Annotated in this window: 14 protein-coding genes; 4 read left to right on the top strand and 10 right to left on the bottom strand. The window is 66.8% G+C overall.

From position 1 onward, the window contains the following. Positions 1–165: 165 nt before the first annotated feature. Positions 166–1275, bottom strand: a complete 1110-nt coding sequence (locus tag Pla108_RS10095) for a TIGR03000 domain-containing protein (protein WP_146444803.1) — start codon at positions 1273–1275, stop codon at positions 166–168. 187 nt (positions 1276–1462) lie between these two features. Then, entirely contained in the window at positions 1463–2686 is a 1224-nt protein-coding gene (locus tag Pla108_RS10090) for a protein-L-isoaspartate(D-aspartate) O-methyltransferase (protein WP_197526452.1), read from the bottom strand. Between the two features lie 116 nt (positions 2687–2802). Between Pla108_RS10090 and Pla108_RS10085 the strand changes: the two genes are divergently transcribed. Next, complete coding sequence (locus Pla108_RS10085; RefSeq protein ID WP_231934411.1) at positions 2803–3966, top strand: aminotransferase class V-fold PLP-dependent enzyme; 1164 nt, start codon at positions 2803–2805, stop codon at positions 3964–3966. Between the two features lie 100 nt (positions 3967–4066). Next, on the top strand, positions 4067–4561 hold the full coding sequence (coaD, locus tag Pla108_RS10080) for a pantetheine-phosphate adenylyltransferase (protein WP_146444801.1): 495 nt from the start codon (positions 4067–4069) through the stop codon (positions 4559–4561). A 164-nt stretch (positions 4562–4725) separates the two neighbouring features. Here coaD and Pla108_RS10075 read toward each other — a convergent pair whose 3' ends face one another. Next, complete coding sequence (locus Pla108_RS10075; RefSeq protein ID WP_146444800.1) at positions 4726–5313, bottom strand: Uma2 family endonuclease; 588 nt, start codon at positions 5311–5313, stop codon at positions 4726–4728. Between the two features lie 146 nt (positions 5314–5459). On the opposite strand from Pla108_RS10075, the gene Pla108_RS10070 reads away from it, so the two are divergent. Next, positions 5460–7718: a serine/threonine-protein kinase gene (locus tag Pla108_RS10070; RefSeq protein ID WP_146444799.1), complete on the top strand. Its 2259-nt coding sequence runs from the start codon at positions 5460–5462 to the stop codon at positions 7716–7718. 250 nt (positions 7719–7968) lie between these two features. On the opposite strand, the gene Pla108_RS10065 is transcribed toward Pla108_RS10070, so the two are convergent. From Pla108_RS10065 to allB, 7 genes are all read right to left on the bottom strand, one after another. Then, complete coding sequence (locus Pla108_RS10065; RefSeq protein ID WP_146444798.1) at positions 7969–8730, bottom strand: hypothetical protein; 762 nt, start codon at positions 8728–8730, stop codon at positions 7969–7971. 137 nt (positions 8731–8867) lie between these two features. Continuing rightward, positions 8868–9287, bottom strand: a complete 420-nt coding sequence (locus tag Pla108_RS10060) for a hypothetical protein (protein WP_146444797.1) — start codon at positions 9285–9287, stop codon at positions 8868–8870. 304 nt (positions 9288–9591) lie between these two features. Then, on the bottom strand, positions 9592–10992 hold the full coding sequence (hydA, locus tag Pla108_RS10055) for a dihydropyrimidinase (RefSeq protein ID WP_146444796.1): 1401 nt from the start codon (positions 10990–10992) through the stop codon (positions 9592–9594). 73 nt (positions 10993–11065) lie between these two features. Then, a complete protein-coding gene (locus tag Pla108_RS10050) occupies positions 11066–12163 on the bottom strand; it encodes a pyridoxal-phosphate-dependent aminotransferase family protein (RefSeq protein WP_146444795.1) in 1098 nt (365 codons plus the stop codon). A gap of 124 nt (positions 12164–12287) precedes the next feature. Further along, the gene (gene uraH / locus Pla108_RS10045) at positions 12288–12629 is read right to left on the bottom strand and encodes a hydroxyisourate hydrolase (protein ID WP_146444794.1); all 342 of its coding nucleotides are present in this window, start codon (positions 12627–12629) and stop codon (positions 12288–12290) included. A gap of 105 nt (positions 12630–12734) precedes the next feature. After that, on the bottom strand, positions 12735–13247 hold the full coding sequence (gene uraD, locus Pla108_RS10040) for a 2-oxo-4-hydroxy-4-carboxy-5-ureidoimidazoline decarboxylase (RefSeq protein ID WP_146444793.1): 513 nt from the start codon (positions 13245–13247) through the stop codon (positions 12735–12737). Further along, on the bottom strand, positions 13244–14533 hold the full coding sequence (gene allB, locus Pla108_RS10035; RefSeq protein WP_146444792.1) for an allantoinase AllB: 1290 nt from the start codon (positions 14531–14533) through the stop codon (positions 13244–13246). Before allB ends, uraD begins: the two co-directional genes overlap by 4 nt. A gap of 81 nt (positions 14534–14614) precedes the next feature. Here allB and pucL point away from each other — a divergent pair, with 81 nt between their 5' ends. After that, a complete protein-coding gene (pucL, locus tag Pla108_RS10030; RefSeq protein ID WP_146444791.1) occupies positions 14615–15478 on the top strand; it encodes a factor-independent urate hydroxylase in 864 nt (287 codons plus the stop codon). Positions 15479–15539: the final 61 nt, after the last annotated feature.

Raw genomic sequence — 15539 nt, 5'->3', positions numbered from 1 at the left:
GAAGGGCGTCAGCCCCCGGAGGGCGAAGGGTACCCGGGTTGCTCCGGGGGCTGACGCCCTCCGGCTCGCTTTCCGCCCGAAGCGATTGGTCAACGAAAAACCCCCGCACCGGACTAAGCCGGTGCGGGGGCGTGTTGCTATCAAGACTTGAGAAGCCGTCGCGGCTCAGCGAGCGGCAACCTGGGCGACGTCGCTAGCAAAGTCGAAGACGACGTGCTGGCTCTCGCCGCCGACCAGGGTGATCGTCCGCTCCAGGGTCTGGCCGTCGAGAGAGACCTCGATGGTGTAGGCGTCCCAGGTCTCGCCGAGCGGCAGACGCGAGGTCAGGTACTCCCGCTTGGCGCCCGACTGGTCGGTCGTCACGCCGGCGAGCTTGACCTCGGCGCCCTCGGGCACCGACAGGGTGAGCTTGGTCTTCGCCTCGGCCGGGGCGGTGACGACGGGGTCGCTGTCGCCGAAGGTCAGCTCGGCCGTGCCGCCACCGGTCAGCGTGGCGACCTTCGAGTCGACGACCTGCTTGCCGTCCATCTCGTACTCGACGCGGACGCGGTACTGGTAAGACTCGCCCTTCGCCAAGCCGTGCGACACGTAGTTACGCATCGAGCCGGTGCTGCTCGTCTTGTGGTCGTTGACGAACACAACGGCGTCGGCCGGGACGCGGACCCGGAGCGAGCCGCTGGCGGGCGTCTCCGACTTGGCGATCACCGTTTCGCTGGTGGTCGTTGTCGTCGAGTAGCCGCCGTCGTAGATAACATGGCCGCCCGTGCTGCCAGTCGAACCGTAGCCACCCGTCGAGCCATAGCTGCCGGTCGACCCGTGGCTGCCCGTCGAACCGTAGCTGTAACCGCCCGTGCTGCCGTACGAGCCCGTGCTGCCGTACGAGCCCGTGCTGCCGTACGAGCCGCGGGCCGCGTGCTTCGCCCGGATGTGCTGAGCGAGGCGGCGGATCGGACCTACGCCATGCGAGCCGTGAGAACCGGTGCTGCCGTAGGAACCCGTCGAGCCATAGGAACCCGTCGAGCCATAGGAACCTGTCGAGCCGTACGAGCCCGTGCTGCCGTAGGAGCCGCTCGAGGCGTAGCTGACCGAGTAGCTGCCGCCGTAGGAACCTGTTGAGCCGTACGAGCCCGCGCTGCCGTATGAGCCTGCGCTGCCATACGAGCCGAGCCCGCCGTGGCTGGCCCAGAAGGCGTCGGCGCTGGCACCGAGGAAGGAAACAGCGGTGGCTGACGCGAGCGTCAGAAGCGAGCGACGAAGCATGCGGGTGCGGCTCATGTTGGAAATCTCCTCCGGTGAACGGTCTCGGCGCTAAGCTGGCGCCGGGGCCGAGGGCTGCTCGGCAGTTGGCCAGGATAGCCGTCTCGGTGGGGATTTCAAGCGTTTGCGGGGTTTTTAGCGACTGGGGGCTCTTGACCCTTTAGGCCGGCTTGACCCGCGTAACCGCTCCCAAGAGGGGGCTCGATCAACCACCCGCCGGAGCGATCCGCACGTCGTCGAGCCAGAGCTTGCCAACCGCCCCTAGCAGCCCGATCCGCAGCCCTGCTTCGCGAGCCGACGCCGGGACCGGCAGCTCCTCGCTCCGCTCGATCCAGTCGAAACTGCCCCGCAGCGGGCCGATCACCTCATCGCCGAGCCAGACACGGCGTTCGTCGTAGTAGCTGACGACCACGTAGGGCCACTGCGACGCCTGCTGGCCGAAGCGGATCCCCTCCCCCTTGGCGGCGAAGCCGACCCGCAGCCGTTTCACCCGCCGGCCATCGATCGGGAAACCCTGCAGGGCCTGGCTCGGGAGCCCCGGCTCGTCGTTCTTGAAGGCGATCGCTGGGTCGTCGGGGCGGGCCTTCGCGTCAATCTCCGCCTGCCGCAAGTAGTGCCAGCCGGCGGGGAGGGGTTCTTCCATCTCATCGTCGGCGATCTCGTCGAACGAGCCGTTGACGATCGCGGGCCGCTCGGGGTCGGGCAGCACCTCGCGGCGTTCCTCGGCGGCGCCGGTCATCGGCACAAACAGCGTCGCCCGCAGTGGTTCCCGCTCAAGCTCGCCATTGACCTTCCGCATGAGGCAAAGGTTCTGCTGGAACCGCTCGCCGAGCGGGATCACCATCCGCCCCCCTTCGGCCAGCTGCTCGACGAGCTTCGGCGGCGGGTTCTCTGGCGAACAGGTCACGATGATCTTGTCGAACGGCGCCGCCTCGGGCCAGCCTTGATAGCCGTCGCCGACCCGGGCGTGGACGTTGTCGTAATCGAGGCGGCTGAGCGTCTTCGCCGCCCGTTTGCCGAGCGACGGGACAATCTCGATCGTGTAGACGTCGGCCACCAGCGGCGAGAGGACCGCGGCTTGGTAGCCCGAGCCGGTGCCGATCTCGAGCACCTTGTCGGTCGGCTGAGGGTCGAGCTGTTCGGTCATGTAGGCGACGACGAACGGCGGCGAGATCGTCTGGCTCGCGCCGATCGGCAACGCCATGTCTTGGTATGCCAGACGGCGCTGGGCGAGCGGCACGAACTCGTGGCGTCGCGTCGCGCGCATCGCCGAGACGACCCGCTGGTTGGTGACGCCCGCCTCGATGATCGCCGCTTCGACCATCCGTGCGCGTTGGCGGTCCCAGTCGGCGCGGTCGTGTTGCGCGCTGGCGAGGCCGGTCGAGGCGACAAGGGAGACGGTGATCAGCAGCAAGCGGCCGAGCGGCATGGGTTGCGTTCCGGCGGGGTGAGCGGGCATGTTCCACTATACGCCCCGCGTTGGCCCCGCCGCCCGCGCCGGCTGGCGCCCCCCTGCCCTGCCCCGCTTTGGCCCCCGTGCGACCGATGCCATCCTCAACAACCGACCCCGCCGCCACCCGCCAGCGACTGCGGGCCGCGATGCCGGTGACCGCCAAATGGGCCTATTTCGACCATGCCGCGGTCGCCCCCCTCAGCGGACCGGCCCAACAAGCCCTCACCGATTGGGCCGCCGAAGCGGCCGCCGAGGGCGATACCAAGTGGCCCGAATGGGACCGCTGCGTCGAGGCGACCCGCCGCCGCGCGGCCACGCTCATCAACGCCTCGCCGGACGAGATCGCCCTCATGCCGAGCACCACGGCGGGCATCAACCTCGTTGCCGAGGGGCTCGATTGGCGTGAGGGGGACAACGTGGTCGTCCTCGCCGACGAGTTCCCCTCGAACCTCTACCCCTGGATGCAGCAGGCGTCGCGGGGCGTCGAGACCCGCACCGTCCCAGCCGACCGCGGCCGCATCGACCTCGACGAGCTCCGCGCCGCGTGCGACTCCCGCACCCGGGTGGTTTCGGTGAGCTGGGTCGGATACGCCAGTGGCTACCGCCAGCCGTTGGACACCATTGCCGACATCGCCCACAGCGCCGGCGCCCTCTTCTTTCTCGACGCGATCCAGGGGCTGGGCGTCTATCCGCTCGATGTCCGGCAGACGCCCGTCGACTTCATCGCTGCCGACGGCCACAAGTGGATGCTCGGCCCCGAGGGCGCCGGGGTCGCCTACATCCGCCAGGAGCACCTCGAGAAGCTGCGTCCGTTTGGCGTCGGCTGGCACAGCGTGGTGGCGTCGGGCAACTTTGGGCACGTCGAGCTGAATCTTCGCCCGACGGCCGCCCGTTATGAAGGGGGATCGTCGAACATGCCCGGCATGATCGCCTTCGGCGCGAGCCTCGAACTCTTGACCGCCCAGCCGACGGCCGACGTGAGCGCCGCGGTGCTCGACATCACCGACTATCTGTGCGAACGTCTCGCGTCGATCGGCGTCGCCGTAGGGTCGCACCGAGCGGCCGAGCCGACGGGGCATGACCCCCGGTCGGGCATCGTCGTGGCGGACGTGTCCAACCCCGACACGGCCCGCAGCCGGCTTTTGGAGGCGGGGTGCGTCACGAGTGTCCGCGGGGGTCGCCTGCGGATGAGTCCCCATGGTTACACTAGCTATGAGGACGTCGATCGCCTGATCGACGTGCTTGGGAGGAGTTGAACCGGGGCGCCGCTCCGGGGGCTTGCGCGCCCGGCTCAGGTTGTCTCGGTTGGCTTCGCTTCTTATTCCGCAATCAGCAATCCGAATTCCGCAATCCTTCATGTCTCGCCGCGCCGTCTACACCGGTTCGTTCGACCCCGTCACCTTGGGGCACCTCAACGTGATGCAGCGCGCCCGGCTGGTGGCGGACGAGTTGATCGTCGGCGTGGGTGAGAACGCCCACAAGACAGCCCTCTTCGGCGTAGCAGAGCGGGCCACGCTGCTAGAGCGAGCGGTCAAGGCGGCGGGACTCGACCACGTGCGGATCGAGACGTTCGAAGGCCTCGCCGTGCGGTTCGTCCGCCGGATGGACGCCCGGCTAATCGTCCGCGGCGTCCGCTCGGTGACCGACATGGAGGCCGAGTTCACGATGATCCTCGCCAACCGCAAGCTCGACCCCGAGATCGAGACCGTCTTCTTCATGGCGGGCGACGAGTTCAGCCACGTCAGCAGCACGCTCATCAAGCAGATCACGCCGCTGGCGAGCGACGACGAGGTCGCCAAGTTCGTCCCGCGCGAGATCATCCCCGAGCTGCGTGCGCGGTTGGCCGAGTGATTTGGGAAGCACGTCCGCCGGACGACGGCGCCTTCGCCTTGTATTTTTGGAACGTAGCCCCGTACGGTCAGCGAGGTCGTTCCAACATTTCGGTGGCCAAGTCAGGCCTTGCCCTGCGCCGATGGGCCAGGCGCCGATGGGCCCGGCGCCGATGAGATGGTCGGCTACGCCGGCAGTTCGACCCGTTCGTAAACCTCCGCCAGCGGTAGCTCGACCTCGATCTCCGATAGCGGCACGACCGCGTCCAGGCCGGTATAGAGCTCGGCGTCGAACGCCTCGACACCCAACCCCTCCGTTCGGCGGCGATAGACGGTGATCTTCGCCGCGTCGGGCTCCACGAGCAGGTAGGCTTGCAGCGAGGGAATGGTTAGGTAGCCGTCCCGCTTCTCGAGCTCGTCTAAACGGCGCGTGCTCTCCGAGAGAACCTCGACGGCGACGGCAGGACGGTCTTGGTATACCGAGTCGGGGTCGTTGGGCTCGCAGACCACCATCGCATCGGGATAATAGAAACGCGGCAGACCGGCGGAATAGAACCGCACCTTCATATCCGAATCAAACGGTTCACAAGGTTTGCCTTGGAGCCGCTTGTGGAGGGAGGCGAAGACGTTTCCCTTGACGCGATTATGAGCGGTCTTGCCCCCCGCCATGGCGTGGACGTAACCGCCGACATACTCGTGGCGAACCTCGGACGCGAGTTCCGCGGCGAGGTAATCCTCGACGGAGACCAGGGGCAGGCGTTCGGCGGCGGTCATTGTTGGTGTACGGATCGTGGGATCGGCGGTCGACTCGCCCCAAGTATAACGCGCGATGCCGGCAGGCCACGGGTGCCTTCGAAGGGGAGGACGGATTACCATGCACCCCGTTGGAGGACCGCCCTGCCCTGCCCCGACGGACCGCTATGGACCCCGCCCCGTCGCACGAAGCGCCGTCTGCCGATTCGCCATTTTGCCAAGTCGAGCCGACGTTGCGGCTCGATGACCTGCTCGAGGCGTGCCTCGAACGGCTCGCCGAAGTGGCGCCGCTCGATGACGCCCGGCGGTTGCGGGAGTTCTTGCCGCCGTCGCAGCCCCAGCACACGCCGTTCTTGCTCGCCGAGCTGGTGAAGCTCGATATGGCCGCCGCGGCCGAGATGGGACGCGACCCGTGCCTCGACTGGTACCTCGGGGCGCTGCCCGACCTGCTGTCGGCCGACCGGCTGCCGTTCGACCTCGTCATCGAGGAGTACCAACTCCGTCGCGAGAATGGACACGACCCGAAACAGTCGGAGTACGCCGAGCGATTCCCTCAGCACGCCGGCTTGCTCGGCCGCTTCTCATGCAATGCCGAGACCGTGGCTCCCACCGCCAAAAAGCCGGCGGCGCCCGACGAGTTGGTTGCCGGCGACGAGATCGACGACTTCGTCATTGTTCAGGAGTTGGGCAGCGGCGCCTTTGCCCGGGTCTACCTGGCGAGGCAGGTCTCGATGCAGCGGCTGGTGGCCCTCAAGGTGTCGGCCGGCAAGGGGGACGAGCCGCGGGCGCTGGCCCAGTTCGACCACCCGAACATCGTGCGAGTCTACGACCAACGGGCGCTCAACGACGGAACGACGCACCTGCTCTACATGCAGTACCTGCCGGGCGGCACGCTGGCCGATGTCGTCAAACGCGTGCAATGGGCGGGCGCCGCGGCATGCAACGGCGGCGTGTTGCTCGACGCGGTCGATGACAACCTGCTCGACGCGGCCCAGCAGCCGCCCGAATCATCCACCCTGCGGACGTGGCTCGCCGAGGCGTCGTGGCCGGTGACGGTCGCTTGGATCGGCGTGCAACTCGCTCGGGCGCTGGATGACTCCCACCGCCGCGGCGTTTTTCACCGCGACGTGAAGCCGGCCAATGTGCTGATTTCGGCCGAGGGGATCCCCAAACTGGCCGATTTTAACGTCAGCTTCGCGGGCGCGGCGGGCCGGGCCGGCGCGGCGGCGACGCTCGGCGGCTCGATCGGCTACATGGCGCCCGAGCACCTCGCCGCGATCGGGGGCTTGCCGGGGACCGACCCGTCGGACGTCGCCGAGCGGGCCGACCTCTACTCGCTGGCGGTCCTCCTCTGGGAGCTGTGGCAAGGTCGCCGGCCGTTCGACGTGACAGGGACGGCCGACTCGTGGACCGACGCGCTCGCGCTGCAGATCGTGTCGCGCGAGTCCGACTTAGTCGAGCCAACGTGTGTTGGCCACAGCAGCGAAGGGGTGCTTGAGCAGACGCTTCGCGAAACGCTCAACAATTCGCCGAATGAGCGGCCCGAGTCGGGCGCCGAGTTGGCGGGCCGGTTGCAGCTGGCGCTCCATCCGGAGGCGGCCGCGCTGTTCGATCCGCCGCCGTGCAGTTGGCGCCGCAAAGCGCTCGCCGCGCCGTCTGTCTTGGTGATCGCCTCGGCGGTCCTGCTCCCCAACATCGCGGCGGGTCTCTTCAATTACTTCTACAACGACCGCAACATCGTCGAGAACTTCTCAGCGATGAAGGGGTTCTTTGTCGCGCTCTCAACGACGGTGAACTGCATTGCCTTCCCGGTTGGCGGCGTGTTGGCGGCCTATTACGGCTTGCCGGTGGCGCGGTCGATCGGGCGAGCCAAACAAGGGGGCGAAGCGACGCCCGCCGAGATCGACAATCTCTTTCGGCTCTGCCATCGCGGCGCGCTGCTGGGAGGCGTCCTGTGGGGGATCGCGAGCCTGGTCTTCCCGATCGCGCTGTCGCTCCGTTTTCCGACGGACTTCCCGCTCGAAGAGGCGGCGCACTTCTGTCTCTCGCTGCTGATTTGTGGCGGCGTCGCGTCGGTCTATCCCTACTTCCTGTTGGTGACGCTCGCTTCGGCGGTTTACTACCCAAGGCTGGTGCGGCGGTCGATGACCGACGCGAAGTTCGACAAACGAGGCGAGTACCTCCGCCGTCACGGCGAGCTCTATCTGTTTGCGGCCGCCATCATTCCCCTGCTGGCGATCGTGCTTCTGGTGTCGCGCGACGACGTGCAGAGACAGAAGGACATGGTCGTTTACGGCGTGATGGCGACCTTCGTCGGACTTTACGCGGCGTTCTCGGCGTACCGTTACGTGCTGCAGGTGTGGGGAACGATGGCGCCGGTGCTTTCGCAGCAGAGGTCGAGCGCGGCGCCGGGCCTCGATTCGTAATCAGAAGTCCCCCTCCCTTTTAGGGAGGGGTTAGGGGAGGGTAAGCCGTGTGGAGCGGAGACCGTATTGCTTTGCTATTCAGCAACGGAGCGTTCGGCGTTGGTTTGGTAGGGACGGGGACCTGAGGGCGCTGGAGGCGTTTTACCCCTCCCCTAGCCCCTCCCCTGAAAGGGGAGGGGGATGAACGAAAAAAACGACGGGCCACCTCGTTGGCGGCCCGTCGTCGTTTTCACTTGAATCCTGCCGCCCGCTACAGCCGCTCGGCGGCGGCTTCGCCCTGCACGTCGAGGCCGAACTCCTCCAGCGCCGAGTCGAGTGACGACGGGGGCGTCCCCGCTTGGGTTTCGGGGACCGCGGCTTCGGGCAGAGACTCGATCACCGCGGGGGCGACCTCGATCACCTGCCGCGGTATATCGGTACGGCAGACCAACCGCAAGTTGTTCACCTCATCGACCTCGGCGAAGCGGTCGTCAGCATCGATCGCGACGAGCAGCTTTTGGAAGCCGACCGGCGCGCCGCCGTTGGAGCCCATCGCCAGCGATTCAATCGGGAGGGTGATCGCAATCTCGACCGTCGCGCCGGCCGGGATCTCCTGGATACACGCATTGGCGGTCGGGTCACACGAATGGATCGGGCCGAGCAACGCCACCAGCGAGATCTGCACGTCGCAAACCGAACGGCAGCTGCTGTTCGTCACGGCGACAAGGAACGTGGGGGCGCACGCCGGGTCGCTCGCTGCCGACTCGGTGAGACTGGCGATCGAGAGGTCGCCCATCTCATTGGCCGGAAGAATAAACGACCCGTCGGGCGAAGGAACCACCGCGCCGCCCTGAAGCGTCGGCAGCCCCTCGAGCGGGCTGTACCGCATCAGCAGGTCGAGCACGTGGTGACAGCCAGGGGCGCCGGCGAATGCGGTTTCGAGCGGTTGGAACGTAGGGACTCCAGCCAGGGTTGGCGCCGCTGCGGCGAGTGTCGCGATGGTCGCCAGACGGAGTGAGAGCAGAGTGTTCATGGGAAGGTTCCTATCGGAAAGGTTGGTGATTGGATTTACGAAGAAGGCCCGGCGATCACGTCGTCGTGAGTCGCCGGGCCTCGCAAGGGAAGATCAATCCGCGTCATCTAAGCCGCTGCGGCTCAGTAGCAACCCCCTCAGTAGCAGCCCCAGTAGCTGGTGACGACCGGCAGGCAGTGGGTGTAGCAGCTCACCACGGGGCGGTAGCAGTACAGCGGGCGGTAGCAGGCGTAGCTGTAGTTGTTGTAGCTGTAGTTGTTGTAGCAGTGGCCGTAGTTGTAAGAGCGGTAGCCGCCCCAGTGGTTCCAGCCGCGGCTGTGGTGCCCGCCGAAGCGGCGGAAGCAGGTCTCGATGGCGTCGGTCTCTTCGCCGGCCTCTTGGGCCATCTGGTCGACGTCGAGGCCACCCAGATCGAGTTCTTCGAGCTCGGCGCCGGCGTCGCTGATCGAAGCGACGTCCATCCCGGCCGAGAGGTCGTCCATCAGGTCGCCGGCGAAGGCCGAACCGGACAGCACGAGGACCGAAGCGAAAGCGAGCGTGAGGGTCTTGAGCGACATCGGAAAGTCTCCAGCGGCAGGTGGTTGGGGAAGGCCGGGGTCGAGTCTGCCGTGTCTCGCCGCAGCCGGTTGGTCTCGTCTCTGCAAGGCCAAGCGGCGGCTGGTGGGGGGTGTTACGGATTTCTTTCCGTGGGCCCGGGAAAGTCTCGCGCAGAGTCGCGGAGACGCAGAGAAACGAGGTGATTCAGCGGCGCCGAGGGTCTGCGATTGAGCCGAGAAAGGCCCGCGAATGACGCGAATAGCCGCGAATTGGCTGCGGATTATCGATTCGCGCGGATTCGCGTCATTCGCGGGCAGCTAGCAGTTAGAAATGGGTCGGCTGCCGTTTGAGGAACTTGCCGTGGCCGAGCTGGCCGACAAACTTACCGGCTTCGACCATCTTGGCGCCGCGGACCGTGACGAGGTCGCAGCGTCCGTCGACCTGCCAGCCCTCGAAGCCGTCGTAGTCGGTGTCCATCAGGTGCGTCTCCACGGAGAGCGCTTCCTTGATGGCCGGGTCGTAGATGACAAGGTCGGCGTCCGCGCCGGGGGCGATCGTCCCCTTGCGTGGGTAGAGCCCGAATAGCTTGGCGGCCTGGGTGCTGGCGGCGTCGACGAACGTGTTCAGGTCGATCCGGCCTGCTGCGACGCCGTGCGTGTAGAGCAGCCGAATGCGGTGCTCGACGCTGGGGATGCCGTTGGGAATCTTTGTGAAGTCGCCGCGGCCCATCTCCTTTTGGCCAACGAAGTCGAACGGAGCGTGGTCAGTCGCCACGGTGCTGATCGTCCGGCTGCGGAGCGCGTCCCACAGGAAGGGCTGGTGCCGCACGGCGCGGATCGGCGGCGACATGACATACTTCGCGCCTTCGAAGTCCGGCCACCCATTTTCAGATGATCGTTGGGCGGCCGTGTCGTCGAGCACCAAGTAAGGGATCACCGTCTCGACCCAAACATTCACGCCACGCAGCCGCGCCTCGGTCGCCGCATGGACGGCGCCCTTGCAGCTGGTATGGACGCAGTAGACATGCGCGCCGGTCAGCTCGGCAAAGGTCATCAGGTGGCGGACCCCTTCGGTCTCGACCTGGACCGGGCGTGAGGGCTCGTGCCACTCGGGGCCCGTTTTGCCTTCGGCGAGGAACTGCGCCTGCAGCTGGGCGACGAGCGACTCGTTCTCGCAGTGCGCCGTGACGATGACGCCGAGCTCCTTCGCCAGTTTGAGCGTCTGGAAGAGCTCGTCGTCATCGACCCCCAGGGCGCCCTTGTAGGCAAGAAAAACCTTAAAGCTGGCCGTGCCGTCTTCGGCGATCTGCTTGAGGGCGGCGGGCGTGGTCTCGTCGAAACGAGTGACGCCCATGTGGAAGGCAAAGTCGCACGCCGAGAGCCCCTCCGCCTTCGACTTCCAGAACCGATATGCCTCAACGGGGTCCTCGTCACGCCCCGGGCAGACCATCTCGATCAGCGATGTGGTCCCGCCCACGAGCGCCGCCCGGCTGGCCGAGTCGTAGGTGTCTTTCGCATAGGTCCCCATGAAGGGGAGATAGATGTGAACGTGCGGGTCGATGAACCCCGGGAAGACGAACTTGCCCGTGGCGTCAATCACCTCGGCGCCATCCGGCGCGGTGAGCCCCTGCCCTACCGCCGTGATTGTCTCGCCCTCGCAGAGCACGTCGCCGACAAAGTCCTCGGTGGCGGTGACGACGCGGCCGTTCTTGATGAGCAGGGACATGGGGCGCTCAAGTTGGGGAGGCGATCGATGATTGGATTCCCCCTCCCCCTGTGGAGGAGGGGGATTCTCATTGTTACATCACGGCGTCGAGGGCGGTGAGGATGGCGTCGACGTTCTCATCGCGGGCGCCGTGGCCCATGATGCCGATCCGCCAGCAGACGCCGGCCAGCTTGCCGAGTCCGCCGCCGATCTCTAGGTGGTGCTCGTTGAGCAACTGCTTGCGAACGGCCGCCTCGTCGTCGACCCCGGCGGGGATCTTCACGAGGTTGAGCATCGGCAGCGAGTGGTCGGGGTCGGACGCGTACTCGAAGCCGCGCTCGATGAGACCCGCCTTGAGCTTCTCGTGGACCGCCTGGTGGCGGGCGAAGCGGTTCTCGAGTCCCTCTTCTAGCGCCAGACTCAGCGCCTCGTGCAGGGCGTAGTTCATATTGACCGGCGCGGTGTGGTGGTACGCGCGGCTGCCGCTCCAGTAGTTGCCCACCAGCGCGAGGTCGAGGTACCACGAGTTGCACGGTGTTTTGCGGTTGTTTGCCTTGTGCATGGCCCGCTCGGAGAGCGTCACGGGCGACAGGCCGGGAGGGCACGACAGGCACTTTTGGGTGCCGCTATAGGCGGCGTCGACACCCCAGCCGTCGATCTCCAGCGGCATGCCGCTGAACGACGTTACGCAGTCCATCACCAACAGACCGCCATGCTTGTGTGTCGCCTCGGCCAGCTTGTCGAACGGCTGACAGGCGCCGGTCGAGGTCTCGGCGTGGACGAAGCAGACGAGCTTCGGCTTGAGTTCTTCGATCTTGGCGAGGATCTCGTCGGTGTCGAAGACCTGGCCCCACTCGGCGTTCATGTTGTGGACGACGCCGCCGGCGCGCTTCGCCTTGTCGGTCAGACGACCGCCGAAGACGCCGTTGATGCCGATCAGGCACGTGTCGCCCGGCTCGACGAGGTTGTCCATCAACATCTCAGCGCCCGCCGAGCCGGTGCCGCTGCAGGCGAGCGTCATCTCGTTCTCGGTCTTAAAGACCTGCTGCATCATGGCGCGGACCTCGTTCATGATCCCCATGAAAGCGGGGTCCATGTGCCCGATGCAGGGCAGCGCCAGCGCCTCGAGGACCGAGGGGGCGACGGGCGACGGGCCGGGGCCGTGGAGCAGGCGGTGCGGAACGGTAAGCATCGGTTGATCTCTCGGTTCGATAGGTGGGACGCCGCCAACAACGCCGAGGCCCGCCCCGGTGAGGTTCTAGTGTGTCGGTTACGGCGCCGGTCGCTAGGGGACTTTTTGTACGCCGCCGCGCGACTTAGCTGCCGCGATAGGTGGTGTAACCATACGGGGAGAGCAGCACCGGCACATGGTAATGCGAGCCGCCATCGGTGAGGTGGAACGTGATCTCAATCCTCGGATAGAACGACTCGCGGTGCGTCCGGGCGAAATAGGCGGTCGTCTCGAAGGTGAGCCGGTAGACGCCCGGCGTCGCTTCGCCCGGGGGCAGCAGCGTCGTCACTCGGCCATCTTCGTTGGTGACGCCGTGGCCGACGGCCGTCGGCGCGTCGTGCTCGTCAAGCAGCGCGAGCGTGACGACGACCCCATCGGCGGGCTCGCCGAGGCTCGTATCGAGAACATGCGTTGTGATGGGGCTCAAGCTTTCCTCCTCGCTTCTTATGATTAACCACCAAGGAACGAAGGAACCAATGTAGAGTGTCCCCCAACTCGATCTTGGTTCTTTCGTTCCTTGGTGGTTCAAGACCTACTGGGGCTCTAGTTTAGCAAGCCGCAGGTGCGTGATCTTGCGTTGCTCTCCCGCCGCGATGGAAAACTCGGTCGCGTCATCATTGCCGAGGCGGCCTTCGAGGATCGCCAGCATCTCGGTGGCCGACTTGCCCGTCGCGCAGACGATGAACAGGTAGCCGAAACGCGCCGCGTACGCGTCGTTGCCATCGGCGAGCCGTTGGATAGTCGCCTCGTCGGCCGTGCTGACGCCCGCTTGCTCGCCGCCGGACCATTCCTTGTTGCCGGCGAACTTCATCCGCAGCGAATCGACATCGCCGATCTTGGGGTGGCTGGTGAACGCCTCCAGCCAGGCGTCACGCGGCATCGCGTCGAAGGCGGCGTCGGCGGCGGTGGCGAGGGCTCGCTCATCGGCGAACGGACGCGACGCCGCCATCTGGTCGCACCACCACGTGGCGCCGCAGCAGCGGCAGAACTGCTCGCGCGCTGCGTCTGGTGTTAGGCCGTTTAGCCAACGGGTTCGGTCCGTCATCGGAGGCGTCCTATGCCGGGGGCCGGGGTTTCGCCATGCAGGAAGACTTTTTTGATGACGCCACGCAGCGTCCGCCCCTCGTAGGGCGTCAGCTTGTGCCGGTGAAGCAAGTCGGCGCCGACGACCGTGAACCCCGCTTCGGGATCGAAGACCACCAGGTTCGCCGCCGCCCCGACAACGACGCCGGCGTCGAAGCCGACGAGCTGGGCGGGGCGATGGCTCAGCCAGTTGGCGACGTCCAGTAGCGAGTGCCTACGCCGCGACGCCTCGGTCCAGACCGCCGGCAACGCCAGCTGCAGGGAACTGACGCCCCCCCAAGCCAAGTCGAATCGCCCTTCGTGGAGCTGCTTCATCTCCGGCGGACAGGGCGAGTGGTCGGTCGCGATGAAGTCGATCGTTCCGTCGGCGAGCCCTTCCCACAGACCTTCGCGGTTGGCGCGGTCGCGGATCGGCGGCGCGCACTTGAACTCGGTCGCGCCGTCGGCGATTTCCTCGGCGGCGAAGGTGAGGTAGTGCGGGCAGGTTTCGACCGTCAACGGCAGCCCTTCGGCTTTGGCGTCGCGTAGCGTCGGCAGGCTCCCGGCGTCGGCGAGGTGGACGATGTGCGTCGGGCAGCCGGTTTCGCGACAGAGGTCGAGCAGCAGGGCGATCGCGTCGCGCTCAAAGCTGGCTGGCCGTGTCGCGACATAGTCGGCGTAGCAACGCGGGTCCGGCATCGGCGGCGTATCGTGGGCGATCTCGGCGTGGGCGAGCAACGGCACGCCGCGCTCGGCCAGCAGGGGCATGACGGCCCGCAGTTCGCGCTCGGTAGCCGCCGGGAAGTCGTCGATGCCGCTGTGGCAGAGGAACGCCTTCACGCCGCGGACGCCGGCGTCGAGCAGGCCGGCGATCTCGGCCTCGGCGCCGGGGACGAGCCCCGCATGGAACGCCACGTCCACCGAGAGATTGCTCTTCGCCGCATGTCGTTTGGCCGCTAACGCCGCGACCGACGTGGTTACCGGTGAGCTGTTGAGCGGCATATCGACCAGCGTCGTGACGCCCCCCGCCGCAGCCGCCGCCGTGCCGGTCGCGAACCCTTCCCAGTCGGTGCGGCCTGGCTCGTTCAGATGGACGTGCGGGTCAACCAGCCCGGGCGCCAGGGCCCAATCGCCAAGGTCGTCCCCCTGCTCACTGTCGTACGGGCCGATCTCGACAATCACCCCCTCCGAGACCCGCACCGACGCCGCAACGACGCCCGTGGGCGTGACGACGCGTCGGCTGCGGAGCGTAAACGATCGGGCGTCCAATTGACTCACGGCGGATGGCGTCGGCGACGGGCTGGGGTATCTTGACGGCAGACTAGCGTATCACGACCGGAGACCGCCGCCATGTCCGTCCGCCTCGCCCACAACTGCTACGGCAAGCACCGCGTCCGCGTCAGCAAGGTGCGGCGGCCCCGCCAGGCGCCTTCGAACCAGGAGCGGCACGAGTTTGTCGAGGCAGCGGTCGATGTCGAGCTCGAGGGCGATTTCGACGCCGCGTTCACCGAGGGGGACAACCGCCTCGTGGTCGCCACCGACACCTGCAAGAACACCGTCTACGCGTTGGCCAAGGACCACGACCTCGAAACGATCGAGTCGTTTGGCCTCGCGGTGGCGGAGCATTTTCTCGAGCGTTACACGCACGTCACGCTCTGCCGCGTCTCGCTGACGCAGACCGTCTGGGACCGGCTGGGCGATTCGCCGCACGGCTTCGTCGCCCGCGACCGGGCGACCCCGACCGCCGTGGTGACGCTCGAGCGCGACGCCGAGCCCGAGGTGATCGCCGGCGTCGCCAAGTTGTTGATCGCCAAGACGACCGAGAGCGGCTTCACCGACTTCCACCGCGACGAGTTCCGCACGCTCGCCGACACCGACGACCGGATCCTCGCCACCGAGCTGACAGCGACATGGGTCTACCGCGGCGCCGGGGCCGGCTCAGGGGGCGACTTTATCGGCAACCGCCGGGCCGTGACCAGCGCCCTGCTCACAACCTTCGTCGATCACTACAGCCGTAGTGTGCAAGAGACGCTCTACCGCATGGCGGAAGCGGCGCTCGACGCCTGCCCCGAGGCCGACGAGATCACGCTGGCGATGCCGAACAAGCACCACCTGTTGGCGAAGGTCGTGCCGGAGGGGACGCCAAACGACAACGAGGTCTTCGTCGTCACCGACGAACCGTTCGGTTACATCACGGCCACGGTGAAACGATAAGCCGTAATCCCCCTCCCTCTCAGAGGGAGAGGTTTGGGGAGGGTGGAGATGTTAACCGCCC

This window comes from Botrimarina colliarenosi (genome assembly GCF_007859955.1).
Classification (GTDB): Bacteria; Planctomycetota; Planctomycetia; order Pirellulales; family Lacipirellulaceae; genus Botrimarina; species Botrimarina colliarenosi.
This window is presented reverse-complemented; position numbering and strand designations above follow the sequence as displayed.

Bases quoted from the DNA above. Each gene is read 5' to 3' on its own strand.
- Pla108_RS10095 (WP_146444803.1), bottom strand. From the start codon at position 1,275: ATGAGCCGCACCCGCATGCTTCGTCGCTCGCTTCTGACGCTCGCGTCA.
- Pla108_RS10090 (WP_197526452.1), bottom strand. From the start codon at position 2,686: ATGCCGCTCGGCCGCTTGCTGCTGATCACCGTCTCCCTTGTCGCCTCG.
- Pla108_RS10085 (WP_231934411.1), top strand. From the start codon at position 2,803: ATGCCATCCTCAACAACCGACCCCGCCGCCACCCGCCAGCGACTGCGG.
- coaD (WP_146444801.1), top strand. From the start codon at position 4,067: ATGTCTCGCCGCGCCGTCTACACCGGTTCGTTCGACCCCGTCACCTTG.
- Pla108_RS10075 (WP_146444800.1), bottom strand. From the start codon at position 5,313: ATGACCGCCGCCGAACGCCTGCCCCTGGTCTCCGTCGAGGATTACCTC.
- Pla108_RS10070 (WP_146444799.1), top strand. From the start codon at position 5,460: ATGGACCCCGCCCCGTCGCACGAAGCGCCGTCTGCCGATTCGCCATTT.
- Pla108_RS10065 (WP_146444798.1), bottom strand. From the start codon at position 8,730: ATGAACACTCTGCTCTCACTCCGTCTGGCGACCATCGCGACACTCGCC.
- Pla108_RS10060 (WP_146444797.1), bottom strand. From the start codon at position 9,287: ATGTCGCTCAAGACCCTCACGCTCGCTTTCGCTTCGGTCCTCGTGCTG.
- hydA (WP_146444796.1), bottom strand. From the start codon at position 10,992: ATGTCCCTGCTCATCAAGAACGGCCGCGTCGTCACCGCCACCGAGGAC.
- Pla108_RS10050 (WP_146444795.1), bottom strand. From the start codon at position 12,163: ATGCTTACCGTTCCGCACCGCCTGCTCCACGGCCCCGGCCCGTCGCCC.
- uraD (WP_146444793.1), bottom strand. From the start codon at position 13,247: ATGACGGACCGAACCCGTTGGCTAAACGGCCTAACACCAGACGCAGCG.
- pucL (WP_146444791.1), top strand. From the start codon at position 14,615: ATGTCCGTCCGCCTCGCCCACAACTGCTACGGCAAGCACCGCGTCCGC.